28 protein-coding genes are annotated in these 24,059 nt (G+C 65.9%); 9 read left to right on the top strand and 19 right to left on the bottom strand.

Translation table 11 applies throughout. The features are described 5' to 3' along the window. Window positions 1-65 precede the first annotated feature (65 nt). The 5 genes from ACLD02_RS02280 to ACLD02_RS02260 form a co-directional block, all read right to left on the bottom strand. Window positions 66-629 (bottom strand): hypothetical protein, encoded by a 564-nt coding sequence (locus tag ACLD02_RS02280; protein WP_203103874.1) that lies wholly within the window; start codon window positions 627-629, stop codon window positions 66-68. Further along, the gene (locus ACLD02_RS02275) at window positions 626-1,225 is read right to left on the bottom strand and encodes a hypothetical protein (RefSeq protein WP_203103876.1); all 600 of its coding nucleotides are present in this window, start codon (window positions 1,223-1,225) and stop codon (window positions 626-628) included. The genes ACLD02_RS02280 and ACLD02_RS02275 overlap by 4 nt, the downstream gene beginning before the upstream one ends. 271 nt (window positions 1,226-1,496) lie before the next feature. Further along, the gene (locus ACLD02_RS02270) at window positions 1,497-1,733 is read right to left on the bottom strand and encodes a hypothetical protein (RefSeq protein ID WP_203103877.1); all 237 of its coding nucleotides are present in this window, start codon (window positions 1,731-1,733) and stop codon (window positions 1,497-1,499) included. Between the two features lie 92 nt (window positions 1,734-1,825). Continuing rightward, window positions 1,826-2,848 carry a DUF2955 domain-containing protein gene (locus ACLD02_RS02265; RefSeq protein WP_203103879.1) on the bottom strand — a complete coding sequence of 341 codons (1,023 nt, stop codon included), beginning with the start codon at window positions 2,846-2,848 and terminating at the stop codon, window positions 1,826-1,828. A gap of 3 nt (window positions 2,849-2,851) precedes the next feature. Further along, window positions 2,852-3,928, bottom strand: coding sequence for an HlyD family secretion protein (locus ACLD02_RS02260; RefSeq protein WP_203103881.1), 1,077 nt, complete (start codon window positions 3,926-3,928; stop codon window positions 2,852-2,854). A gap of 131 nt (window positions 3,929-4,059) precedes the next feature. On the opposite strand from ACLD02_RS02260, the gene ACLD02_RS02255 reads away from it, so the two are divergent. Continuing rightward, window positions 4,060-5,157 (top strand): esterase/lipase family protein, encoded by a 1,098-nt coding sequence (locus ACLD02_RS02255; RefSeq protein WP_410297825.1) that lies wholly within the window; start codon window positions 4,060-4,062, stop codon window positions 5,155-5,157. Continuing rightward, the gene (locus tag ACLD02_RS02250; RefSeq protein WP_410297824.1) at window positions 5,154-5,798 is read left to right on the top strand and encodes a class I SAM-dependent methyltransferase; all 645 of its coding nucleotides are present in this window, start codon (window positions 5,154-5,156) and stop codon (window positions 5,796-5,798) included. Before ACLD02_RS02255 ends, ACLD02_RS02250 begins: the two co-directional genes overlap by 4 nt. 212 nt (window positions 5,799-6,010) lie before the next feature. Here the strand turns inward: ACLD02_RS02250 and ACLD02_RS02245 are convergent, their stop codons facing one another. The 6 genes from ACLD02_RS02245 to ACLD02_RS02220 all read right to left on the bottom strand — a co-directional run bounded on the left by ACLD02_RS02245 (window position 6,011) and on the right by ACLD02_RS02220 (window position 11,365). Continuing rightward, window positions 6,011-6,613, bottom strand: coding sequence for a GNAT family N-acetyltransferase (locus ACLD02_RS02245; RefSeq protein ID WP_203103885.1), 603 nt, complete (start codon window positions 6,611-6,613; stop codon window positions 6,011-6,013). A 56-nt stretch (window positions 6,614-6,669) separates the two neighbouring features. Further along, a complete protein-coding gene (locus ACLD02_RS02240) occupies window positions 6,670-7,410 on the bottom strand; it encodes a TSUP family transporter (protein WP_410297823.1) in 741 nt (246 codons plus the stop codon). Further along, window positions 7,411-8,190 carry an SDR family NAD(P)-dependent oxidoreductase gene (locus ACLD02_RS02235; protein WP_238401021.1) on the bottom strand — a complete coding sequence of 260 codons (780 nt, stop codon included), beginning with the start codon at window positions 8,188-8,190 and terminating at the stop codon, window positions 7,411-7,413. Window positions 8,191-8,195: 5 nt separating this feature from the next. After that, window positions 8,196-9,131: an SDR family oxidoreductase gene (locus ACLD02_RS02230; RefSeq protein ID WP_410297822.1), complete on the bottom strand. Its 936-nt coding sequence runs from the start codon at window positions 9,129-9,131 to the stop codon at window positions 8,196-8,198. Then, window positions 9,128-9,973 carry a bile acid:sodium symporter family protein gene (locus tag ACLD02_RS02225; RefSeq protein ID WP_203104545.1) on the bottom strand — a complete coding sequence of 282 codons (846 nt, stop codon included), beginning with the start codon at window positions 9,971-9,973 and terminating at the stop codon, window positions 9,128-9,130. Before ACLD02_RS02225 ends, ACLD02_RS02230 begins: the two co-directional genes overlap by 4 nt. A 102-nt stretch (window positions 9,974-10,075) precedes the next feature. After that, window positions 10,076-11,365, bottom strand: a complete 1,290-nt coding sequence (locus ACLD02_RS02220; RefSeq protein ID WP_410297821.1) for a flavin-containing monooxygenase — start codon at window positions 11,363-11,365, stop codon at window positions 10,076-10,078. 153 nt (window positions 11,366-11,518) lie between these two features. Here ACLD02_RS02220 and ACLD02_RS02215 point away from each other — a divergent pair, with 153 nt between their 5' ends. Then, window positions 11,519-12,478, top strand: a complete 960-nt coding sequence (locus ACLD02_RS02215; protein ID WP_410297820.1) for an AraC family transcriptional regulator — start codon at window positions 11,519-11,521, stop codon at window positions 12,476-12,478. 18 nt (window positions 12,479-12,496) lie between these two features. Here the strand turns inward: ACLD02_RS02215 and ACLD02_RS02210 are convergent, their stop codons facing one another. The 4 genes from ACLD02_RS02210 to ACLD02_RS02195 all read right to left on the bottom strand — a co-directional run bounded on the left by ACLD02_RS02210 (window position 12,497) and on the right by ACLD02_RS02195 (window position 15,652). Continuing rightward, entirely contained in the window at window positions 12,497-13,768 is a 1,272-nt protein-coding gene (locus ACLD02_RS02210; RefSeq protein ID WP_410297819.1) for an O-acetylhomoserine aminocarboxypropyltransferase/cysteine synthase family protein, read from the bottom strand. A gap of 155 nt (window positions 13,769-13,923) precedes the next feature. Then, window positions 13,924-14,619, bottom strand: coding sequence for a helix-turn-helix domain-containing protein (locus tag ACLD02_RS02205; RefSeq protein ID WP_203103899.1), 696 nt, complete (start codon window positions 14,617-14,619; stop codon window positions 13,924-13,926). Window positions 14,620-14,670: 51 nt separating this feature from the next. After that, complete coding sequence (locus ACLD02_RS02200) at window positions 14,671-15,171, bottom strand: DUF962 domain-containing protein (protein ID WP_203103901.1); 501 nt, start codon at window positions 15,169-15,171, stop codon at window positions 14,671-14,673. Between the two features lie 79 nt (window positions 15,172-15,250). Continuing rightward, window positions 15,251-15,652: a CBS domain-containing protein gene (locus tag ACLD02_RS02195; protein WP_203103903.1), complete on the bottom strand. Its 402-nt coding sequence runs from the start codon at window positions 15,650-15,652 to the stop codon at window positions 15,251-15,253. 102 nt (window positions 15,653-15,754) lie between these two features. On the opposite strand from ACLD02_RS02195, the gene ACLD02_RS02190 reads away from it, so the two are divergent. After that, the gene (locus ACLD02_RS02190) at window positions 15,755-17,740 is read left to right on the top strand and encodes an AAA family ATPase (protein ID WP_410297818.1); all 1,986 of its coding nucleotides are present in this window, start codon (window positions 15,755-15,757) and stop codon (window positions 17,738-17,740) included. After that, window positions 17,733-18,566 (top strand): mechanosensitive ion channel family protein, encoded by an 834-nt coding sequence (locus tag ACLD02_RS02185; protein WP_410297817.1) that lies wholly within the window; start codon window positions 17,733-17,735, stop codon window positions 18,564-18,566. Before ACLD02_RS02190 ends, ACLD02_RS02185 begins: the two co-directional genes overlap by 8 nt. On the opposite strand, the gene ACLD02_RS02180 is transcribed toward ACLD02_RS02185, so the two are convergent. Further along, complete coding sequence (locus tag ACLD02_RS02180) at window positions 18,563-19,429, bottom strand: metal-dependent hydrolase (protein ID WP_410297816.1); 867 nt, start codon at window positions 19,427-19,429, stop codon at window positions 18,563-18,565. The two genes, ACLD02_RS02185 and ACLD02_RS02180, sit on opposite strands and share 4 nt — an antisense overlap. A gap of 232 nt (window positions 19,430-19,661) precedes the next feature. Further along, window positions 19,662-20,111, bottom strand: a complete 450-nt coding sequence (locus ACLD02_RS02175) for a Dps family protein (protein WP_203103911.1) — start codon at window positions 20,109-20,111, stop codon at window positions 19,662-19,664. A gap of 262 nt (window positions 20,112-20,373) precedes the next feature. On the opposite strand from ACLD02_RS02175, the gene trhA reads away from it, so the two are divergent. The 4 genes from trhA to ACLD02_RS02155 all read left to right on the top strand — a co-directional run bounded on the left by trhA (window position 20,374) and on the right by ACLD02_RS02155 (window position 22,346). Beyond that, a complete protein-coding gene (trhA, locus tag ACLD02_RS02170) occupies window positions 20,374-21,033 on the top strand; it encodes a PAQR family membrane homeostasis protein TrhA (RefSeq protein ID WP_410297815.1) in 660 nt (219 codons plus the stop codon). A 133-nt stretch (window positions 21,034-21,166) separates the two neighbouring features. Then, window positions 21,167-21,502 carry an ArsR/SmtB family transcription factor gene (locus ACLD02_RS02165; RefSeq protein ID WP_410297814.1) on the top strand — a complete coding sequence of 112 codons (336 nt, stop codon included), beginning with the start codon at window positions 21,167-21,169 and terminating at the stop codon, window positions 21,500-21,502. After that, window positions 21,502-21,942, top strand: coding sequence for a YeeE/YedE family protein (locus ACLD02_RS02160; protein WP_410297813.1), 441 nt, complete (start codon window positions 21,502-21,504; stop codon window positions 21,940-21,942). Before ACLD02_RS02165 ends, ACLD02_RS02160 begins: the two co-directional genes overlap by 1 nt. Beyond that, entirely contained in the window at window positions 21,939-22,346 is a 408-nt protein-coding gene (locus ACLD02_RS02155; RefSeq protein ID WP_203103919.1) for a DUF6691 family protein, read from the top strand. Before ACLD02_RS02160 ends, ACLD02_RS02155 begins: the two co-directional genes overlap by 4 nt. Before the next feature lie 12 nt (window positions 22,347-22,358). On the opposite strand, the gene ACLD02_RS02150 is transcribed toward ACLD02_RS02155, so the two are convergent. Together ACLD02_RS02150 and ACLD02_RS02145 are read right to left on the bottom strand one after the other, a co-directional pair. Beyond that, on the bottom strand, window positions 22,359-22,835 hold the full coding sequence (locus tag ACLD02_RS02150) for a glutathione peroxidase (protein ID WP_203103920.1): 477 nt from the start codon (window positions 22,833-22,835) through the stop codon (window positions 22,359-22,361). A gap of 41 nt (window positions 22,836-22,876) precedes the next feature. Beyond that, window positions 22,877-24,058, bottom strand: coding sequence for a hypothetical protein (locus ACLD02_RS02145; protein ID WP_410297812.1), 1,182 nt, complete (start codon window positions 24,056-24,058; stop codon window positions 22,877-22,879). Between the last annotated feature and the right edge of the window lies 1 nt (window position 24,059).

The raw sequence follows: 24,059 nt of genomic DNA, 5'->3' as shown, positions 1-24,059 counted from the left end.
ACGGGGATCTTGATAACGATTCGCATTTATACGCGCCCGGGCCTGCCCGGTCAATGGAAGGCCGGTTACAGCGACGCCAGTGCTTGTTCCGCGGCGGCCACCCGCGCCGCGTCCAGCCCGGCGCCGTCCAACTGGTCCCGGTCAGGCACCCAGACATCGGCGAAGCGGGCGGCATCCGCCACCGCCATCTCAGCGGTCAGCAACGGCAATTCATGGAGCTGGCCTTGCAGGCCATCGGCGCGGGACACCGCCTGCAACCAACCGGCGGGGCGCTGATGCAGGCGCACGCCGGGAAGCATCAGTTGTTCCACCGATTCACTCACCGCGCAATGCAACAGGGCATCGCGCTGCCGGCTGGCGCCTTGTCGCCACAGCGCCGAGCCGCCCACCACCACCACGGACGGAAAGGTGCGGGCCAAGGCCAGGCAGAGATGGGGCTCCTCCGGTACTTCAGCGCCGTTGAGGCGGATGAACACCGGTCGCGGCGGCGCCACCTGACGCACCTGGCCGCTTTCCAACCAGCGACGCGCCAATTCCATGGCGGCGTTCTCGTCACCATCGAGTTGCTGTTTCAGATCCGCCAGGGTGAACACCATGGGCAGGCGGCCACCCTCCAGCAGGCCGCTCATGGATCCATCGCCCGGCTGGCGCTGTTATTGAGACCAAGCCAGCCGCGTACCCTCAACAAGCGACCCAGCAGCCAGCACACCACCGCGATGCGACCGGCCTCGGCGGTCAACCGGTCCCGCTCGTCGCTGAGATGCCGTACATTCTCTTCGAGAACCCGGCTGCAACGCCGCAGTTCCTCGCTGAGCGGCGGATGGCTGAGCCCCAGGGTCAACAAACGCCCCTGGAAATCCTCGATCTGCGCCACATAGGCGCGGTCGACCACGCTGAACGCGCTGAGACGCTGAATGCCCGCGCGGCGCTGATGGCGGCGCCCGGGCCGTTCCTTGCGCCCCGCGCCAAACCAGCCGCCCAGCATGTGCAGGAACCGCCACCACAGCGGGCGCCGCTCGCCGGCGCGCAGATACCAACCCCAGGCTTGCAGGCGGGCGATGTCGTAACGTAATTCACGCAGCCGCTGCTGGCGGCCACGACGCGGGCCCACGCCCGCCCGGTACACCACCAGATACTCACGCAACGCCAGGGCCCGGTTCTCCACCGCGTCCACGGCCAGCCGGGGCGACGACTCCGGCCCTGCCCACTTCACCTGGGTTCCCATCGGGCAACTCCCTTTATTGATAAGGTCGACGCGGAAGCGAAAATCACCGCCGCCCGAGCAACCTGAATACTCTATCCAGTGGACGCGGGGGCACCAAAGACACAAACGGTCAGGATTGCGTGAAGGGATGTAGTGGAATGTATCCCAACGCAAAAAATTGCCGCCAAATTATTCGCACCCCGGTCGCCCGGCCCGGACCAAACGGACAAAAAAAACCGCCGGGGGACAGCATCCCCCAGCGGCTCTTTTTTTCATGGCGAAAAAGCGACGGTTACTTACCGTCCCCATCCATGGCTTCGCCCATTTCCTCGCCTGCTTCCTTGGTTTCATCCCAGGCATCACCCATCTCTTCACCGGCCTCCTCCATGGGGCCTTGTTCGGTGACTTCATCGACGGCATTGTCGGCTTTCTCGCCGGCTTTCTCCATCGGGCCTTGCTGGTCGCAACCGGCCAGGCCGAGCATGGCGCCAAACATGATGGCTACAAGTCCTTTGCTGAACGTACGCATGGTCACTCCTCGACGTGTCGTGAACGTTGATGAGCAATCTAGCGTCACGATCGACGCCTGAACAGAGAGAGCCCCCCGGATTTTCCTGTATTTTACGAATCCTCCGCGACGCCGACCCGGTAGCGGGTCAATGGCGAAAGGTTAAGAACCTTGTGCACCAGGTAGATCACGGTGAGCGCCACCAGCACCGCCACGGCAATGGAACTGAACCGGTACAGAGTGGCGTAGATGGCGTCGCCCGACGGCGTCAGATACTGCCCGAAAATCACCGCGATGGTGGTACAAGCGGCGAAGCCGGCACCGGAGCGCCCCTCCAGCAAATGCTGCCGGGCGCACACCATCATCGCCACCCAGTACAGCGGCGCCGAGAGCATCCAGTAACCGTACCAATTGTACAGCACAAGCTGGATCACCAGCGCCAGGTTACAGCCGATCAGCACCCCCACCGCCCGCCGGCCACCGTATTCGGCGGCGCCGGCGAAGCTCATCGGGAACAGCATCAGCAAGGTGGTGACCTGGGCCGAGAGAGAATCGCTCAGCGAGAAGGTCTGGAATACCACGAAACTGACCGTGGCCACGGTGGCGCCCAGCAACACCTGATGACGCCGTTGAGCATCGCTTTTGGCTTCCTCCGGTGGTGGCGGCGTCGCCTGGCGCGGCGGCAACAACGTGCCCAGCAGCCAGGCCAGAGCCACGGTGAACAGGGCCGCCGCCAGGTTGGCCTTGGCCATCCCGGTGACATCCAGGTCCGGGTAACTGGCGAAGTGGAACAGCACGCTGGCGGCCACCAGCCCCTGGGCACCAAACAGGAAGTACGGGCCGCTGGCCATGCACCGGAAGCGAATCGCGAACAGCATCCATACCAGCGGCGTGATCAACAGCGGGCGGTCGCCGAACAGTCCGCTGATCAGATAGACCTCCACGATGTTGATCACCGCCGCCGCGATGAACTGGAAGCTGGCGTGCAGGTTGATGCGCGGCACCATGGCCAGCAGCAGCACCGGATACACGCAAAAGAACAACCCGGTGGTCCAGGTGGTCAGATGCATGAACACATAACCCGCCAGCGAACCCAGACTGATGCGCAGGCAATGGCGCAGTTGATCGTCGTTCATGGTTCAGTACAGGTAATGCAACAGGGCCAGGGCACGGATCTGCACCCAGCCGCAGGCACGGGCCACGGCGGCGGCCACGCCGCCGTCGGGATAGAGCTGCACGGTGGCCCGCGCGCCCACCATCAGCGCCCGCTGCGAGGGCGGATCGATCAGCACCAGCCGTACCCGGGCGCGCTGGGCGTCGCGCACCCAGCGATCGCTGTCTTCAACCAGGGCCAGAGTACCGTCCGGCGTACCCTGGCCCTGACGAACGCCCCAGCCCCGGGTGCCCACCCGGGCCTGAAACACTCGCCCCGGGAGCGCGTCGAACACCACCTCGGCCCGGTCACCTTCACGGGTATGGCGCAGACTCTTTTCGCGGAAATCCGCCGCCACCCAGGCGGGCTCGTCGGACACCAGGCTGAGCACCGGCTCCCGCGCCCGGGCGTAATGGCCCACCTGCAGTTGCCGATCGGTGACCACGCCGGCGAGCGGCGCTTTCACCTCGGTACGCCCCAGTTGCAGCTTGGCGGTTTCCAACTGGTTCATGGCCCGCGCCAGAGTCAGATTGTCCCGGTCACCATCACCGAGCCGGGTGCTCAGCCTGGTGGCTTCCGCCCGTGCCGCTTCCAGCTCCGCCCGCGCCTGCTCCACGGCCACGCGCACTTCCTCCCATTGCTGCCGGGATACCGCGCCGCTGCGATGCAGATTGTCCAGGCGCCGCTGTTTACGCCGCGCTTCTTCCAGGGTGGCGCGGGCACCGGCCACCCCGGCCCGGGCGCCGGCCAACTCCGCCAGCATCACCGTGTTGTCCTGAGCGGCACTGGCCACCGCCAGCTCAGCGGCATCCCGGGCCAGCCGGTAGTCCCGTTCATCGACCCGGAACAGCACCTCGCCCCGCCGTACCCGGTCGCCGTCGGCCACCGGCACGTCCATCACTTGGCCGTCCACCTGGGCCGCCACCTGAACCACATAACGCTGCGCCCGCGCCAGAGTGGTCATGGGCGCGTGGAGGTCCATCCAGACCACATAGATAAAAATCAAGAAAAATGCCGCCAGGGCCAGGCGCACCCAGCGGCCGAAACGCTGTTCAGGGGTCATTCCACTCTCCAAGGCTGGAATGAATATTGTATCAAATGAAACCAATTTGGTGTGACCAATTGGTCAGCGCCCCGGGGCATCGCATTTACGCCGGGCAGGCCCTAACATCGGAGCGCGAAAAAGGAGTGTCCATGAAAGGTTTTGGCGAGCAGGTGGGCGGCCTGGCCCAGTTGGCCACCGCCCTGGGCGGCGAGGTAACCCGGGTGGTGCAGGACATGCACGGTGCCATTGCCCGTCCGTTCATGCCCGTCCGGCGCGACCGCCCCGCCGCGCCTCTGGTGTACGGCTCGATCCGCTACGGCCTGCACCAAGCGGGCCGGCTGGCCACCCTGGCCCGCGTGGCCGCCGATCCACGGCACGAGGCGGACGGCGGCCTGGATCTGCGCAGCGCGGTCAACGGCGTGTTCGGCCAGGTACTGGACCTCCAGGGCAGCGATTATGCGCTGCCCTTGGCTCTGCTACCGGCGCCACCGTCCCTGGAGCGCCGTACTCTGGTGCTGTTCGTGCACGGCCTGTGTCTCAACGAGCGTTGCTGGGACAATCCCGCCGCGACCGATTTCCAGCGCTGGGCGGGGCCGGCTCTGGACGCCCACACCCGTTTTCTGCGCTACAACACCGGCCTGCACATTTCCGAGAACGGCCTGGCCCTGGCCGACCTGCTGCGCGGTACCGCCCTGCCCGAGCGGCTGATTCTGGTAGGCCATAGCATGGGCGGCCTGGTTTCCCGTAGCGCCCTGCATCAGGGGCGCGCCCGCGGCGATACCTGGGTGAACAAGGTCAGCCATCTGGCCTGCCTGGGCTCGCCCCACCAGGGCGCGGTGCTGGAACGGCTGGGCAACCAGGCCAACCGCCTGCTGGGACTGACGCCCTACTCCCGCCCGCTAATGCGGCTCGGCAATCTGCGTTCCGACGGTATCCGTGACCTGCGCTTTGGCTATGTGCTGGAGGAGCAATGGCGCGATCGCCCCCTGGACGAGCCCCGCCCCAGCCTCAAGGTGCCCCTGGACCCCGATGTGGAACAGCTGTTTCTGGCCGGCAGCCTCAGCGACGAAAGCAGCGCCGCGCCGCTGGGCGACTGGCTGGTGCGGGTGGACAGCGCCCTGGCCGAACGCCTCTACCCGGGCGCCACCAATCTGACCCGCCGGCTGCTCCACCGCATGGGCCACATGGCCATGCTCGAAGACCCGCGCACCTACGACTGCCTGAAGGAGTGGCTACCGCGCCCATGACCGCTTGCTGCCTGTGCGGGCACCCTCACACCACCTTGTTCGCCACCGTGGAAGGCCGGCGTTACCTGCGCTGCGGTGCCTGCCGGCTGACCTTCCTGAGCCGTGCCCAGTTGCCCGACCGGGCCGAGGAAAAACGCCAATACGATCTGCACCGCAACGATCCGGATGATGCCGGGTACCGACGCTTTCTTGGTCAATTGGCGGAGCCACTGATGGAACGCCTGCCGGCGCGGGCGCGGGGGCTGGATTTCGGCTGCGGGCCAGGGCCGGCCCTGGCCAGGATGCTGGAGGAGGCGGGCTTCGCGATGCGGGTCTGGGACCCGATTTACGCGGACCAGCCGGATGCCCTGGCCGGCCCCTATGATTTCGTCACCTGCACGGAGGTGCTGGAACACCTGCATCAGCCGGCCCGCGAGTGGGCCCGGTTCCAGACGCTGGTGGCGCCCGGCGGCTGGCTGGGCGTCATGACCCGGTTTCTCACCGATGACGGCCATTTCCCGCGCTGGCACTATCGGCGCGACCCCACCCATGTGTGTTTCTGGCAGCCACACACCTTCCGCTGGCTGGCGAACCGGGACGGCTGGGACGTGGTGCACCTGGCCAATCCGGTGGTGTTGCTGCGGCGCCGGGAAGGCACCTGAAGGCGACGGCCTTCAGCCAGCGACCAGCAGTGCCGCCAGCACGGCGATCAACGCCAGCGGGATGATGATGATGAGACCGCGGGTGACGCGGCCAAGCCAATAGGACCAGTGCATAATCGAGCCTCCGAAGGACTCGACTGTAGACCGGTCTTCACGTCCTCTTCATGGCCCAAAGGTATGAGAGCTACGATTTTTTACAAAGACGGTGCCGGCTATTCGCCGTCCGCCGCCTCGCGCAGCCAGAATTGCAGGGTCTTCTCGGTGTCTTCGTCCTCGCCCAGATCCCGCCACGGGAAGCGGGCGATCAAGGCCGGCGCCGGTCGATAGCCCCGTTTTTCCCAGAATGGCTCCAGGGAACGGTAGTCGCCCGGTCGCGCCGGGTGTTCCGGATCACGGATCACCGCGCAGAAGGCGGTCAGCTCGAAACCAAAGTCCCGGGCGTAGAGTTCCCGTAAATCGAAGAAGCGGTGACCAATGCCCTCGCCACGATAATCCGGCAGCAGCACCGACTCGCCGAAATAGAACACCCGCTCCGGGGCCGGACCGTGCCGCTCGAAGGGGGCCTGGAACTCCGGATCGGCGTCCGTCAGTGGCAACGCGGTGGCGGCGCCGATCAGCCGGTTGTATTCCAGCGCCAGCACGAAAAGGCTCTGTTCGGAACGCGCGTAACGGTCCAGATAATCGCGCTCATAGGCCGGAGAGCCATCGTACAGATAGGGGTAATCCCGAAACACGCGGATGCGCAGATCCGCCAGTTCATCCAGCCAGGGTTCCACCGCGATACCGCTGACCGGTCGAATTTCCACCGCCGACATAATGCTCTCCCTTTGTCCTGTCCCAAATGCTAGGGGCTGCGCCGGGGAAAGACCAGCTAACGAACCAGCAGGGCGACACCGGCGAGCAGCAGAACGCTGAACAACACCTGCCGGAAGCGCCGCTCGTCGACCCGGTGATGCAACGCCTCGCCGAGCACGATACCCACCAGCACCACGGGCACCAGCGCCAGCAGGTGACCGCCCTGGGCACCCAGTTCTCCGCTGACCAGAAACCCCAGGGTGAGCAGGCTGTTGAGGCTGAACCAGACCAGCACCAATGTGGCCCGGAAGCGACCCTTGTCCAGTTGGATACCGCTGAGCGCGTAGACCAGGAGCGGGCCACCGGAGGCGAACAGGCCGTGGGTGAGGCCGGCCATCAGCATCCAGAAACGGCTTTGCAACCGGCCATGGGCGGCCACCGTCACCGCGTGGCGCAGGCGCCACAGTTCGCGCACGCTGAACGCCACCACCAGGGCACCGAACAGCGGCCGCGCGATACCCTGGTCCAACCAGGGACGGGCCAGAAAACCGGCCAGGGTACCCGCCGCCATCATCGGCAGAATGCCGGTGAGCAACAGCCGCCAGTCCACCAGCCGGTGATAGCGCAGGGTCAGGTAACCACTGAGTACCAGGTTGAGTGGCACCAGCACCGGCATCAGCACGTCCAATGGCAGCACCAGGGCGCTCAACGACAGGGCGATGACGATGGAGCCGAAACCGGTCATCGCCTCGGTGGTGTAGGCGAACAGCACGAACAGGGCCACCAGGGCCCAGGGCGAGGCAAGCAGCTCAAGCATTCAGGATTCCAGTTCGACGGCGAAACGGCGACGCATCAAACGATGGTACAGGTCCGGAGCGATTCGCCACAGCAGGCTGGCGAACAGGGTGAAGCGATCCGGAAACAGGCGCCGCCGGCCGGCGTCCAGGGCATCCAGGGTGCGTGCCGCCATCCAGTCGGCGTCGCGCACCCGGCCCACCGAGGAACGGGCGTGGGCGGCGGGCCGGCCATCGAAGCCCAGGGCGTTACGCTCGATGGGCGTGGCCAGAAAGCTGGGATAGACCATCAACACGCCGATCCCGTCATCGGCCACCTCGGCGCGCAGCACCTCGAAGAACTGCGCCAGGGCGGCCTTGGCGCTGCAATAACCGGCGCGGCCCAGCACCGGCATCCAACCAGCCATGGAGCCAATGTTGATCACCGTGCCACCGGCCTTCCGTAACGCCGGCAACAGGCCCAGCGTGAGCGCCACCGGCGCCTCCCAGTCCACCGCCATGACCCGCTGGAAAACCGTCAGATCGGTGGCCGCCGCCGGCGACCGGTGGGTGATACCGGCATTGTTGACCAGGGCATGGAGGGGCTCATCGCGCAGTTCCGCGATCAGCGCCGCGCGCGCCTCGGCGTCGGTGAGGTCCAGGGCGCGCTGGCGCACGATGTCGGTATCGGTGCCCGCCAGCCGGGCGCTTTTGTCCGCCAAGGCATGGGCGTCCCGGTCCACCAGAATCAGCCGCCAGCCCCGTTCCCGGGCGGCGAGCGCCAGGGCCCAGCCCAGCCCGGAGGCGGCGCCGGTGATCAGCATGGTTTTCACAATTGCCCCCTTTGTCGGGCGTGATCGATGAACAAGCGGAAGGTTTCCTCGGAGGTCTTCGCCGGTCGGTAACCGAACACCTCCTTGAGGCGGCGGTTGTCGAGCACCGGGCGATAACGCAGGAACTTCAGCTTGTCCGGGGTGTGCGGCGTCAGCCCCAGCCGGTGCCCCACCGCCAGGCCCGCGGCCAGCAGCCAGGCGGGCACCACCAGGCGCGGCTTGCCAAGCAGCATGGCCACCCGCTGGATCGGCAAGGCTCCATCACCGGCCAGGTTGTAGACGCCGGTAGCACCGGTTTGCACGCCGTGGACAATGGCCCCCACCACATCCTGGTCCCAGATGAACACGAACGGCGAAGCCGAGCCGGCGATGCTCAGAATACGGCGCCGCTCGAACAAGGCGGTGATCTGGTTGCGGGTGTCGGCACCGAGCACCGTACCGGGGCGCAGAATCAATTGTCCCAGTTCCGGATGAAGGCACCGGTAGTCGGCGAGAAGTTCCTCCACCAGGCGCTTGTGGTCCGAGTAGGCGAATTCCGGATTGCCGCGCAGCGGCTGGTCCTCGTCGATCCAGTCCGGGTTGTCCGCATGGTAGCCATAGGCGGCGCCGGAACTGGTCACGATCAGTTGCCGCACGCCGGCGGCCAGGCAGGCCTCCAGTACATTGCGGGTGCCGTTTACGTCGATGTCATGGTCCCGGACCCGGTCGCCGGAATCCTCCAGCACCGCCGCCAGATGAATCACCACCTGGGCGCGATGCGCGCGCAGCAGTTCCGCCAGCGCCGGGTCACGGATATCGCCGCGCCGGCATTCAAACGCCAGCCCCTCCGGCACGCGCACGTCCAGGCCCAGCACCGCGTGGTCGGCGGCCAGCCGCTCGCCGAGCTGGCGACCGATGTAACCGCCGGCGCCGGTGATCAGGATACGGCTCATGGCGCCCCCTCCCGTCGGGGACGGTTGGCGCCACGCCCCCACCAAAGCGACAGGGCAAGCCCGCTGACCAGGTGCCAGACGCCCCAGAAGCCGGCGATCAGAATCATGCCCGACGCCTGGGGGAAGAAGGTGAACAGGATCGACAGCCCCAGGCCGGAGTTCTGGATGCCCACCTCCAGGGTCACCGCCCGACGGTCCGCCCGACTAAGGCCCACCAGTAACCCGGCCACGGCGCCCAACCCCAGGGCCAGAGCGTTCTGGCCGACCACCAGGCCAACGATGCGATCCGCGTTGGCCAGAAAGACGTCCATGTTGTTGCCGAACGCCAGACCCACGAAGGTGAACAGCACCAGCAGGGTGAACACCCGCATGGGCTTCTGCGCGGCCCGGGCGAAACCGGGAAAGTAATGCCCGCAGATCATGCCCAGCAGCAGCGGCGCCGCCAGCACCGCCACCACCAGCAGCAGAATGTTGCCGGCATCCAGATCGATGTCGGTGACCAGGCTCCGGGTATGCGGGTTGAGCCAGCCGTAGAGCGCGAAGTTGAGTGGCGTGAGCACGGTGGCGGCCAGGCTGGACACCGCGGTCATGCTCACCGACACCGCCACGTTGGCGCGCGCCAGCCAGGTCATGATGTTGGAAAAGGTACCGCCCGGACAGGACGCCACCAGGATCATGCCCAGGGCCAGTTGCGGGTCCACCTCCAGCCACCAGGTGGTGGCGCAGGTGAGCGCCGGCAACAGCAGGAACTGCGCCAGCAAACCGGCCACCGGCGCGGCCGGCCTGGCAAGCACGCGCTTGAAGTCATCGGCGCGCAACGTCAACGACACCCCGAACATCATGCACGCCAGGATGGCGTTCAGCACGATCAGGCTGCCGGTGTTGAATTCGATGGTGGTCTGCACCCGTCCTCCTCGCCGGCGTATCGCCGGACGGTATTGTTATTATTCCGCGCGGAGCGCGCGCACGTGCCGGGCCACCTCGGCCCGGTAACTGTCCTTGTGGACGTAGTAGGCCATGCGCGCCAGTTTCAGGTAGTGATAGCCGCCGTCCAGGTTGTGGCCGGCGCGTTCCCGTTTAAGTCGGCGCAGATTCCGCGCCGCCGGATGCCCCTCGGCGAGCCGGCGCAGATACAGCGCCGCCAGCTCGGCCTGTTCGTTGCGCCCTTCCCAACCCAGGCCGGTGGCCTCGATCATGCCCATCATGAACAGGTCGTCGCGCTCCGGATGGAACAGGTTCAGGTACAGCCGGGGCGCGTCGCCGTGCCAGTTCAGGTGGGCGGCGTCGATGTAGGGATAATCCAGCTTGTAGCCGGTGGCCATGAGAATCAGGTCGTAGTCGGCGCGCTCCCCATCACTGAAAGTGACGGTGTGACCATCCACCGCGCGAATATCCCGGCGCGGGGTGATGTCGCCGTGGCCCAGGTGGTGCAGCACCAGGGAATTGACCACCGGGTGGGATTCGTACATGCGATAGTCCGGGTCCGGCAGGCCATAATCGCTGGGCCGCCCCACGATCAGACGAATCAGGCGTGCGTCCAGCCACTGCTTGAGCCGGCGCGGCAACTTGAGCTTGCCGCCAATGGCGTCGGCGGGCCGGCCGCCGATGAACTTGGGCAGGAAGTAATAGCCCCGCCGCACCGACAAATCCACGCGGGCGGCACGGTGCACCGCGTCCACCGCCATGTCGCAGGCGGAGTTGCCACAACCGACGATCAGCACCCGTTTGTCGCGGAAACAATCCGCGTGGCGGTAGTCGCTGGCGTGCATCAACTCACCGGCGAAGTCACCGGGCAGCGTCGGCCGGTTTGGCGTGTGCAGGGTACCGCTGGCGATCAGCACGGCGTCGAAATGCCGGGTATCGGTGGCGCCATTCTGCTCGGCGGTGAGTTCCCAGCCACCGTCCGGCGCCGGCGTCAGTGCCGTTACCCGGGCGCCGAAACGATAGTGACGGCGCAGGTCGAAGTGGTCCGCGTAATCATGGAAATAACGCTTCATCTCCCGATGATGGGGGTAGGTGGCCACCCGGTCGTCCATCGGGAATTCCCGGAATTCGGTCATCCGCTTGGAGGAAATCAGATGAGCGCTTTCGTACATGGTGCTGTGGGGGTTGTCGATGTCCCACAGACCACCCACGTCATCGTGCAGCTCATAGCCGACGAAGGGCAGATTCTGTTTTTGCAAATTACGGGCGGTGGCCAGACCCATGGGCCCGGCGCCGATCACTGCGTACATGGTTGCTCCGGTTTATTGTTATGCTTGCAAGACTAGCCCTGGCCCGAAGCCGGGGCACGGCGGATTCGCGACCCGCGACCGGTTAATTCAGGACATGCCCGCCGGTCGCGGCCAACCACAAAGCCCGTAGGAGCGGCTTCAGCCGCGATGCCCATGTCCCATACCCCCACGGTTACCGTCCATTTTTCCCAGGCCATCGTGCAGGCGGCCCGGCGGCTGGACCTGCCGTTGCCGGCGGCGCTGGCGGCGGAATTGTCGGATCGGGAACGGGTGGACCTGGATCGCCAGGACCGCCTCTGGGATCACTTCTGCCAGGCCGCCGGCGACCCCCTGGTGGGCCTGGAACTGGGCCTGGCCCTGCAGGTGGGGCATCTCGACACCGCCGGCATGATCCTGATGAGCTGCGAAACCGTGGACGAGGCCCTGGACTCCCTGCTCGACTATCACCCCATCGTCGGCGAGGGCGGCGATTTTCAGGTGGCCCGCCATGGCGATGTCGTGGCGGTGTGCTACCGGCCACGTTACGCCACCCGACGGCCGGCGCGGGTGGAGGCGGTGCTGGCCAGCCTCCTCAATCTGACCCGCTGGAGCACCGGCGAGGCGTTCCAGGCCCGGGCCCTTACCCTGAGTCACGCGGCCCAGGCGGCGCCGGGGCGCTACCAGGAGAAGCTGGGCGTACCGGTCACCTTCGAGGCGGATCACAATGCCCTGGTGTTCGGCGCCGACCAGTTGACGCTGCCCCTGGTGCACGCCAATCCGGCCCTGTGCCGGCACCTGCGCGGGCTGGCCGACGAACTGCTGGCACGGCTGGACGACCGTTCCCTGGGGGCGCGGGTGAGCGAGCTGATCCGTGACAATCCGGGCTGGGGGAAGGAGCGGATCGCCGACCGGCTCGGCATGAGCGGTCGGCATCTGATCCGCAAGCTGGCCGATGAGGGCACCAGCTTCAAGTTATTGCGCGACACCCTGCTGCGCGAACAAGCCGAGCGGGGCCTGCGCGAAGGGCGCCGCGGCGCCGAACTGGCCGAGGCGCTGGGCTTCTCCGATGAGAGCGCCTTCGCCAAGGCGTTCAAGCGCTGGACCGGCGAAACGCCGGCCCGGTTTCGTCGTTAGGGAACCTTTTGTCCCCTTTTAAACCGCCGCCAGGGCCTGATCGATATCCGCCAGGATGTCGTCGATATGCTCGATACCGATGGACAGCCGCACCAGATCGGCGCTGACGCCGGCGGTGCGCAGTTCCTCATCATTGAGCTGGCGGTGGGTGGTGGTGGCCGGGTGGCAGGCCAGCGACTTGGCGTCGCCGATGTTCACCAGGCGCTTGATCATGCCCAGCGCATCGATGAAACGGGCGCCGGCGTCACGGCCGCCCTGGATGCCGAAGCTGAGGATCGAGGCCGGCACGCCGCCGTCCATGTAGCGCTGGGCCAGAGCGTGGTCGCGGTCGCTGTCCAGGCCGGCGAAGTTCACCCACTCCACCTTATCGTGGTCGCGCAGGTAGCGGGCCACTTTCATGGCGTTCTCGCAGTGGCGCTCCATACGCAGGCTCAGGGTCTCGATGCCCTGCAGCAGCAGGAAGGCGTTCATCGGCGACAGGGCACCGCCGGTGCTGCGCAGCGGCACCACCCGGGCCCGGCCGATAAAGGCCGCCTCGCCCATGGCCTCGGTGTAGACCACGCCATGGTAGCTGGGGTCCGGCTCGTTGAAACTCTTGAAGCGCGGGTTGTCCTTCCACGGGAAACGGCCGGAATCGACGATGGCGCCACCCACGGTGGTGCCGTGTCCGCCCATGTACTTGGTCAACGAATGCACCACGATATCGGCGCCGTGCTCGAACGGCCGGCACAGGGCCGGGGTGGCCACGGTGTTGTCGACGATCAGCGGCACGCCGGCGTCGTGGGCCACCTTGGCCAGGCCGGCCAGGTCGACGATGTTGCCCGCCGGGTTGCCCACGGATTCGCAGAACACCGCCTTGGTGTCGTCGTCGATGGCGGCGGCGATGGCGTCCAGATCACGGCCATCGGCCATGTGCACGCGAATGCCCATGTTGGGCAGGGTATGGGCGAACAGATTGTAGGTGCCGCCGTAGAGCTGGCTCACCGAGACAATGTTGTCGCCGGCCCGGGCCAGGGTCTGGATGGCGGCGGTGATGGCGGCCATGCCGGACGCCATGGCCAGGGCGCCGATACCGCCTTCCAACTGCGCCACCCGTTCCTCCAGCACCGCGTTGGTGGGGTTCATGATGCGGGTGTAGATATTGCCCGGCACCTTCAGATCGAACAGATCGGCGCCGTGCTGGGTGTCGTCGAAGTAATAACTGGTGGTCTGATAGACCGGCACCGCCACGGAATGGGTTTCCGGGTCACCGGCGAAACCACCATGGATGGCGATCGTTTCTCGTTTCATCGGGGTCCTCACTGCTTTTCTGTTATTTGAGCGGCTCTGTTATTTAAGCGCGGCCCCGGCCAGAAACCGAAGTCGCGGGGAACGTCATTCAGGTCCGTATCGAACACCGGGTTGCGGGCCGCGTCCAGCACCGTGCATGCACAAGGTGAAGGTGTTTATGCCGGGTCCAGATGCTCGACCCGAACGGGAAAGGCCCTAGCATAGCGGGAAGGGAGGGTGTCGAACATGGCACGCAGGGTGCGGTTGAGATGGGGCTGATCATAGAAGCCGGCGGCCAGGGCCAGATCGGTGAGGCTCATGCCGTCACGCCACAGGGTCAGCGCCCGCTGACATTTGAGGTGAAGCTGAAAGCGCTTCAGGTTGACCCCCAGCTCCTCGCGGAACAGGTGCCGGAAGCGGGATTCGGAAAGGCCCACGGACGCCGCCAGGGCGGCGCCACCCACCTCGCCGTCGCCCTGGCGCAGGGTATCGCAGGCGGCACGGACGCGCGCATCCAGCGGGCGGGGCTCACCGGCTTCCAGAGCGGCACGCAATGCCAGCGCCCCCGGCACCGAGGGGGACGCCGCCAGAGCGGTCAGGGCGGTCGCGAAACGCGGATGGCGGGCCAGGTCGAATTCACCGCCGGGGCCCTGCAAGCATAAGGCCCGCCAGGCGCGGTGATCCGGATCCAGGTGCAGCACCGCCACCGGCCCGTCACTGTCCAGCGCCTGCTCCAGATCCGGCGCCGCCCACACCGCCTTGGCGGTGACCCGGTGACCGGCCAGGTGCACGCGGATTGGCGCCGCCAGCCCCACCAGCAGGGACGCGGCCACATGCCGGTGGGGCCGGTTATGCAGGTGCGGCGCCAGCATGCACCAGCCGCCCTCCCACAAATACAGGGGCGATCGCGGCGGGGTCACGTGTCAGGAAGGCTTGCCGTGGCCGGGGGTGCGGGTCAGGCCCAGCTTGTACGGCAGCTCCAGGCTGACGAACACCGGTCCCACCAGCAGGAACACCAGATCATCCACGAACGAGGGCTTCTTGCCCTCCACCTTGTGGCCCCAGACCTGCACCGCCCAGGCACCCAGCCACAGCGCAAGAGCACTCCACCCCAGCGACAAGGGGCTGCGATCCACGGTGGTGATCAGCCACAGCGAGGCCAGCAGCCAGCCCAGCATCAACAGGGAGATGCCCATGGACAGCCGCAGGTAGAACGGCATGCAGACCAGGGCCAGCAGGGTGCCGCCGTTGATCCAGTAGGCGGCGGCGCCTTCCAGGCCCAGCCATTGCCCCACCGGAATCAGCCAGAACAGGCCCAGGGTGGCGACGAAGATGATCGGTACGCAGACGATGTGCACCCACTGATTCACGGGGTGGCGGTGACTTTCACCGTAATCGGCGAGAAAAGTAGCGAGATCGCGCATGGCACGCACTCCTTTTTGTTATTGGGTCATTGCGCCTTAACACTAGCGTACCAACACCGCGCAAACTTGTACGAAGCGGTCAGGCCCGGCGGCTGTCGTTGAGCGCGCGCAGCACGATGCGCCGGGTAAGCAGGCCGGTGAGCCGGCCACCCTCGTCGAGCACCGGATAGATCTTGGGTTTCTGCTTGATCATCATCTCGGCGATATCCACCACGGACTGGTTTTCGAGCACGGTGAGAGGGTCGTCGTGCATCAGTTCCTCCACCCGCACACTGCCTTCCTGGTGATAGCTGGTGACCAGCAGGCGACGCAGGCAGTCCTGCTCGGACACGAACCCGATGACATGGCGTTCCCGATCCACCACCGGCAGACCGCTGTAGCGGCTCTGCAACAGGGTCGCCACCACGGAGGTGAGTTCGGTGCCCTGCTGAATCGCCAGCGGGTGGCGCACCATCAAATCCTTAACCAGCAATGAAGCCATGCCCTCTCTCCTTCGCCTTTCATGCCGCTGTTACCACGACTATAGCACCCTCGCCGAACGGCTGGCGCCCCTCGGATGACGCCCGCGACGCAGCCCCATACAATGGCCAAAACCAGAGGCAAGGGACGCACCATGGGGTTCTCCTGGACGCGGGCGCCGCGGGAAGTGATCGAGGCGCTGCGGTCGTTCTACGGCATCACCGACACCACCACGCTCAACCTGGCCGGTAACGCCCTGGCGCTGCTGATCGGCGTGGCGTTGTTCGTGCTGCTGGCAAAAGGCAGCCAGCGGGCGCGGGGCGCCTTGCTGGCACTGCACGGACGGATACTCCAGTTAGGCAGCGAGCGCCGCTGGCTGTGGAATCTGAGCCGGCTGGTGGCCGGGCTGGCGCCGCTGCTGCCCTGGTTGATCCTGGCACTGGCGTTGACGCTGGCGGCACCGTTACTGGAGCGGTCGCCGTCGACCCGGTGGTTGCACTGGGCCCTGCCCCTGGCCTGGTTGTACGTGTTGTATGGCGTCCAGCGACTGATCGGCGAATGGCTGATCCTGCGTGTGGCCCAGGGGGCCGGCCACTATATGCAAGGCGACCAGGCCGACCAGGCCGGGCTGCGCGCCCGCCGCCTTTCACTGGCGCTGTTGCTGCCCTGGGGCCTGTTCCTGGTGGTTTCCCAGGTGCGCCCGGAGGGCGCGGTGCACGCCGCCCTGGCGGCGCTGGTGGCGCTATCGCTGTACGCCGCGCTGGGCAGGTTGCTGGCGCCCCGGGCGGAGGAATACGTGCTGTGCCTGCAGAGCATCCTGCCCTCGCGGCTGGACCCGCTCGCCGGGATCCTGCTGCGCCGGGGCCTGTTCCACTGGACCGCGCCGCTGCTGCTGCCGGTGGCGCTGGTCTATTTCACCACCCGTTATCTGGACCGGCTGTTCGCCGGCTTCGACGCCTATCTGCGCCTCAAGGCGCGCTGGTTCCGGCTGCGCAACCGGAGCGAGGAGGACGAGGATGCCGAGGTGGACGAGAGCCAGGCGGCCCAGGACTACCAGCGCTGGTTCGCCGCCGAACTGCCCGATGATGAACCGGCGCCCTTCATCGATACCGGCCTGCTCGATGCCATGGGCAAGTCGATCCGCCGCTGGCGGGAGGACCGCACCGACGAGAACACCCTGCTGGTGGCCGGCGAAAAAGGCAGCGGCAAAAGTCTGGCCGCCGGCCGCCTGGTGGCCAACCTGGCCAAGGACGACCCGGACCTGCGCGTGGTCTCGCTGCAAGTCCCGCCCAAGACCCTGTCGCCGGAGGCACTCACCGACCTGATCGCCGAGGCCCTGAACGAAGACCTTGCTGAAGGACCCGCCAGCCTGGTCAAGAACGACGCCGACCGCACGCCCACCCTGCTGGTACTGGACGAGTGCCAGAACGTGTTTCTCTCCCGAATTGGTGGCCTGGACGGCTGGCGCACCCTGCTGCGGCTCACCAACGCGCGCCTGGACAACCTGTTCTGGCTGATTCTGCTCAACAACCAGAGCTGGGCCTACCTGTGCAATGTATTCGGCCGCGAATACCAGTTCCGCAACGCCCTGAAAGTGAAGCGCTGGAGCCCGGCGGAGATCCGTTCGCTGATCCTCTCGCGCCACCACCGTACCGAGCTTCGGCTGCGCTACGATGAGGTCTTGCTGTCTTCCCGGGGCCCGGACGCCGGCAACGTGCGCAACGCCGAGCAACGTTATTTCAGCCTGTTGTGGGACGCCTGTCGGGGCAACCCGATGACCGCCCTGCGGCTATGGCAGACCTCGGTGAAGGTGGGCCGGCGCGAGGTGGTGGTGGGGCTACCGTCACTGCCGCCCAGCTCCGCCATGGACAAGGCCGGCGAAAACCTGCTGTTCGTGTACGCCGCCATCGCCACCCACGAGAACCTGTCCGGCGACGAAATCGTGGCGGTCACCCACCTGTCGGAAAACGTGGTGCGCTACGCGCTCAAGGCCGGCTTCGACGCCGGCTTCATCCGTTCCAGCGAGGACGACGGACGCTACCGCCTGGTGCCACTGTGGTACCACGCCATGATCACTCACCTGAACAGGAAGAACCTGCTCCATGAATGAAAGCGGCGATCTGGTCGGCGATCTGGCCATGGTGCTGGACCTGTTCGACCTTTCCGTACTCGCCCTGCTGGCGCTGGGGGGCCTGTGCCTGTGGGCGCTGAACTGGGGCATCCAGCACCTGGGCCATTCGCTGATGGAGAGGGTGCCGGCGCGCCGCTTTCTGATCCTGCAGTTGACCACCCTGATCGGCTTCGCCATCTATACCCTGGGCACCGGCGCCTTGATCCTGGGGGTGCTCAATCCGCCTCGGGAGTTCATCCTCGCCGCCGCCGGCTCCGTCGCCGTGGCCCTGGGCTTCGCCCTCAAGGACGTGGCCGCCTCCCTGGTGGCCGGCCTGTTGCTGCTGTTCGACCGCCCGTTCCAGGTCGGCGACCGCATCACTTTCGACGATACCTACGGCGAAATCGTCTCCATGGGGCTGCGGGCGGTGCGCGTGCAGACCCTGGACGACAACCTGGTGACCATCCCCAACGCCCGCTTCATCACCGACGTGGTGGCGTCCGGTAACGCCGGCGAGCTGGACATGATGGTGGTCACCGATTTCCACGTCGGCCTGGACGCGGATCTGGAGGCGGCACGGGATATCATCGAGGAAGTCATCGTCACCAGCCGCTACGCCTTTCTGAAGAAGCCGGTGACATTCGCCATCGAGGAAGTGGCGGTGGCCGAGTATCTGGCGATTCGTCTACGCGCCAAGGCCTACGTGCTCGACGTGCACTATGAGAAAGCGTTCCAGAGCGACCTGGTTCTGAGGGTGACCGCGCTGTTCCGGGAACGGGGCATCGCCCGCCCCCGGGAACTGCGCGGGGAAGTCGTCCCGGACTAGGCGGCGTCCGCCGCCAGCTCCGGCCGGTCGAGCATCTCGGCGAGTTTCTTCAGGGCACGCTCGCGCGCCGCGCGGCTGTCCTTTTTCTCAGGGTGGAAGCCGGGCTTGTAGTAGGCCAGGTAAGAGCGGCCCAGACGACGCAACCAACCGGGCTTGCCGAGCAACCAGTTGACGCCGTTGAGCACCGAGCGCGGATCGCGCTTGTCGTCCATGTCCTCACGCAGCTGGATGTAGTGGAAGATGGTGAAGCCAATGAATTCCACCGTGGTCAGCGCCATTTCCGAAGTACGGACCCAGTAGTTGTCCACCTGATCACGGTAAACATCGAACGCCACCGCCTTGTGTTCGCTTTCCTCCACCGCATGCCACAACCACAGCGGCAGCATGCGTTCGTCCATGCCTTCCAGGAATTCCGGTTCCTCGAGCATCAGCTCGGCGAGCATGGCGGTGAAATGTTCCAGGGCACAGGTCTTGGCCAACTGCCGCTCCGGGGAAAATTTCTTGGCGATCCACTTCATGCCCTCGTGCACGTAATCATGCACTTTCCGGGTCGGCACGCCTTTGCTTTCCATGAAGGCGTTGAAGTGCTCATGCTCGTTGCCGTGATGCGCTTCCTGGCCGATGAAGCCCTTCACCCGTTCGCGCAGATCCGGATCGGTGATGTTCTTCTGGTAATAGCGCACGGAACGCACGAAGAAACGCTCACCCTCCGGGAAGGTGCATGACAGGGCGGTCAGCAGCAATGTCTTGAACTGGTCGTTACCGAACCAGTAGCGCGGCAGGTCCGGATCGAAGGTGAAATCCATCCGCCGTGGTTGTATGTCACTGCGGTTGGTACGGCGCAGTGTGGCCTTGGCATTCATAGCAAGCACTCCCCTTGCCTGGAGTCGCTGGAGACAGCCGTCAATATGGGCCACCGGCGAGTCGGTACGCTAGTGCAGGCCGTGCCATTTTCAGACCTTCGCCTGGCCCCAACGGGCCGGCGCGCAAAAAAATGCCGGCGGGGTGCCGGCTTAGGGGGGAATCAGGAATGCGGGGACCGGGAGCGCGTCCTTGCGCGCGGTCCGGGTGAGCGCTTGGGGGATCGGGCCAGGTTCAGTCGCCCAGGTGGGCGGACAGCATCCAGGCCGCTTTCTCATGAATCTCGATGCGGTCGCTGGCGATCGCCGCGCTGCCCTCATCCTCGTGTTCGCCGGCCAGCTTGAGCACCTTGTTGGCGCGTTCCGCCACGGTGCGGTGGTCGGCGGTCAGGGTACGTATCATCTCGGCGGCGTCCGGATCGCCTTCAGCGTCTTTCACGGACGACAGTTTGGCGAACGCGGCATAGCTGCCCGGCGCTTTCTCGCCCAGGGCACGAATGCGCTCGGCGATGGTGTCCACGGCGGTGGCCAGCTCCGTGTACTGCTCCTCGAACAACAGGTGCAGGCTGTGGAACATGGGGCCGGTGACGTTCCAGTGGTAATTATGGGTTTTCAGATAAAGGGTGTAGGTCTCGGCGAGCAGTTTGCTCAGTTCCTGAGCGACCTCTTTGCTGTGTTCAATCATCGATTTACCTCCTTGAGGGCCCTGAAGGCCGTGAAACGGACCTTCATAGAATGCGCCCTTTTTCCGTTTTCACAAGCTGAGCGACATCAACCTTCCGTTCAGTACGCCGCTTGTGCCGGCTCTTGTTTACCTTGATGATGCTTGTTTGCTTTGTTAGTAAAAGCATAAGCACGCTGACCGGTGACGGCGAACAGATTCCACGAATCATGGTCATAGGCCCGGGCAATCCGTTCCCCCACTGGCAATCATCCGAGGAGACACCATGGCCTCACGGCATGACGCCGCGACGGCGGACTATTCCCTGCTGGAAGAACTGCTCAACAGTCTGACCCATGGCCTGGGCCTGGTGCTCAGCCTGATCGGCACGGCGGTGCTGGTGGCCGCGGCGAGCCTGCTCGGCGACCCGTGGAAGATCGTCGGCTTCAGTGTCTTCGGCGCCACCCTGGCGCTGCTCTATGCCGCCAGCATGCTTTACCACGGCAGCCGGAGGCCGCGCCTTCGGGCCGCCTACAAAATGCTGGATCACTGCGCCATTTTCGCGCTGATCGCCGGCACCTATACCCCCTTCCTGCTGGTCAACATGCGCGGCCCGGTGGGTTGGACCCTGTTTGGCGTGATCTGGGGGCTGGCGGCCATCGGCATCGTTCTGAAACTGGTGTTCGGCAATCGCTACAAGCTGGCCCGGGTGGCCATCTATCTGGCCATGGGCTGGCTGGTGCTGTTCGCCTCCGGAGAACTGGTGGACAGCATCGACGCCCTGGGTTTCTGGCTGATCGTCGCTGGCGGCGTCACCTATACCGCCGGCGTGGTGTTTTATCTGGCCGACCGGCTGCCCTACAACCACGCCATCTGGCACCTGTTCGTGGTGGGCGGCAGCGCCTGCCATTTCGCCGCCGTCTACTACGGCGTCCTGCCCGCCTGAATCGACCCGATTTATCCCCCGGCGGGCAGCGCCAGCCTCGGGGGCTTGCGCATTTATTATATAAATAAATATAATATTTTTACCTTAACCATTAGCCCTGACGGCCCGCGCCAACCATGACCGACTCCCAACCATGACCGACTCCCCCGCTCTTACCGACGCCGCCCTCGCCGCCCTGCGCGAGGGCGCCGGTGACGCCTGCGGCTTTCTCCGCGCCCTTGCCCACGAGGACCGCCTGCTGCTGCTGTGTCAGCTCAGCCAGGGCGAGTGCTCGGTGCGGGAGCTGGAAGCACGGGTAGGCCTGGGCCAGCCCAGTCTGTCCCAGCAGTTGGGCCTGCTGCGCCGCCAGGGCCTGGTGGTGAGCCGTGCCGATGGACGCCGCCGCCTGTACCGGGTGGCCGACCCGCGCGTGCTGACCCTGCTGCAAACCCTGCACAGTCTGTTTTGCCCTGATCAGGAGACCCGGTGATGACCGTGGACTGGACCGCTTTCACCCCCTGGACCGCTCTGGCGGGCGGGCTGATGATCGGCGTTGCCGCCTCCGCCCTGTGGTTGCTGGTGGGCCGTATCGCCGGCATCAGCGGCATTCTCGGCGGGCTGCTGAAGCCGGAGTCCGGTGATCTCGGCTGGCGTCTGGCGTTTCTCGCCGGCCTGCTGGTCTCGCCCTGGCTGTACACCCTGGTGGCCGGGCCGGCGCCGCTAACGGTGACCGCTTCCACGCCGGTGTTGATCATCGCCGGCCTGCTGGTCGGCTATGGCACCCGCCTGGGGTCGGGTTGCACCAGCGGCCACGGCGTGTGCGGCCTGTCGCGGCTGTCACCGCGTTCGCTGGTGGCGACCCTGCTGTTCATGGGTGCCGGGTTCACCACCGTCTATGTGACACGGCATTTGCTGGGAGGATGGTCATGAACCGGTTGGTGGCGTTTCTGGTCGGCCTGGTATTCGGCCTTGGCTTATTGGTGTCGCAACTGGCCAACCCGGCCAAGGTGCTGGCGTTTCTGGATCTGGCCGGCGCCTGGGACCCGTCCCTGGCCTTGGTGATGGGCGGCGCCGTGGCGGTGGGCCTGGTGGCTTTCAGCCTGTCACGGAGGTGGCGGCGGTCGCTGCTGGGCGAGCCCATGCGGCGCCCGGCGGCCAACCGCGCCGACCGGCCGCTGGTAATCGGGGCGCTGCTGTTCGGCGCCGGCTGGGGGCTGGCCGGCTTCTGTCCGGGCCCGGCGCTGGTGGCGGCCGGCGCCGGCCAGGGCCAGGCATTGCTGTTCGTGGCCGCCATGCTGGCGGGGATGGGGCTGTTCCGCCTGACCCGGGGCTGACGCCCCGGGTTGCTACAGCAGCGCCTCGATGTCGTCGGCGATCTTTTCCGGTTTGTCCTTGGGCGCGTAACGCCGCACCACGCGACCGTCCCGGTCCACAAGGAATTTGGTGAAGTTCCATTTGATGGCCTCGGTGCCCAGCACGCCGGGGGCCTCGGCCTTGAGGAAGCGGAACAGGGGGTGGGCGTCGTCGCCGTTGACGTCGATCTTGTCGAACATGGGGAAGCCGACGCCGTAGTTCTTTTCACAGAAGGCGCCGATTTCGCCGGCGTCGCCGGGTTCCTGATGGCCGAACTGATTGCAGGGGAAGCCCAGAATTTCCAAGCCACGATCGGCGAAGTTGTCATAGAGCTTCTGCAGGCCCTGGTACTGGGGCGTGAAGCCGCATTTGCTGGCGGTGTTGACGATCAACATCACCTTGCCCCGGAAATCGGCGAGGTGTTTCTCCTCGCCGTCCAGGGTACGTGCCTGATAGTCGTAGATGCTCATGGGCGCCTCCCTCCTGGGTGAAGGTCGAACGGCGCCCCGGATCAGCGGCGCGCCGAAAAGCAGCGCGCCAGCAGGGCGTCGTTCAATTCCTGGTAAGTGAATGACTCGGCCGTCTCGTTGTTCAGCGTCACCGTCACGATACCGGCATTCCCATCATATTCCACCTGGGCGGTATTGCCCGCCTGGTCTTCCATGGTCAGCCCGCCGGAAACGATGGACTGGGTGTCACCGGGCACGAACAGAGCCTCGTCCTTGTCGCGCTCCTGGTCCACGGTCAGGCCATCGGTGCTGACCTGATAGCGACCGACCGGACACTCACCCCCGATGGGCTGGCCGTCACTGTCCAGGAAACGGCGGCCGAACACACCACTGTAACGCTCTTCCCGGTACTCGGAGGCGGACCGGTCATTCTTCGCATCATAGCTCATCACGAAGCGGTCGTTGGCGCCGGTGCCGGTCTGCAGATCGTAGCCGATACCGTCACTGCCGCCGCTGCGGATGCGGCTCACCTGGTACAGCTCGGTGGCGCCACCGCCATCACCCAGTTGGCTGTCCTGGGCGGTGCCCCGCCGTATCTCCACATGGCCGTCCCAGTACCGGGACCAGTCCAGGACGGGTCCGTCTTCGGTGTTCAGAACCGCGGTATAGGGATCGTCCAGGCTGACGCCAGAGAGTTCATAGGCCACGAACACATCGGCATTGGCGGGATCGGCGTTCACCGGGTAGCCGATGCGTCGCTCGCCCTCGGTGTGTGTCTCCAGGAACTCGGACGGATCGGACAAGTCGCCTTCCTGGCAACCCTGTTCATCGGTGGTGACCACATCGAAAAGACTGCCGGTATAAGGTGACCCCAGGTCCTCATCGGCACGGCCGAGAAAAACCACCTGGCCACCGTCGGAGCAGTCCTGGGTCCGCACTACCCGGCTCTCCTCAACATCACCGCCCAGCATGCCGAACAGGGAGAGCCCGGCGGCGGTCATGCCCACGGTGCTGCCGTAGACGGAACCCGGCGCCAACAGGGCCACGGTTTCCGCGCTATCGAAGGTGGCGGCGGGCACTTCGGAGAGCGAGCGCGGCAGGGTGTCGCCGCCGTCTCCGCCGCCGCCGGGGGTGGAACCGCCACCGCCGCCACCGCCGCTGCCGCCACAGGCGGCGAGCACGCCGGCCAGGGCCAGGGTGAGACCGGCCCGGGCCGGTGCGCGGTCAAACCGAATCCGTTTCATC

It is taken from the genome of Alloalcanivorax sp. C16-2 (assembly GCF_046507615.1).
In the GTDB taxonomy this organism is placed as follows: Bacteria; Pseudomonadota; Gammaproteobacteria; order Pseudomonadales; family Alcanivoracaceae; genus Alloalcanivorax; species Alloalcanivorax marinus_A.
The sequence above is the reverse complement of the archived record's forward strand: the minus strand, read 5'-3'. Positions and strand labels throughout refer to the sequence as shown.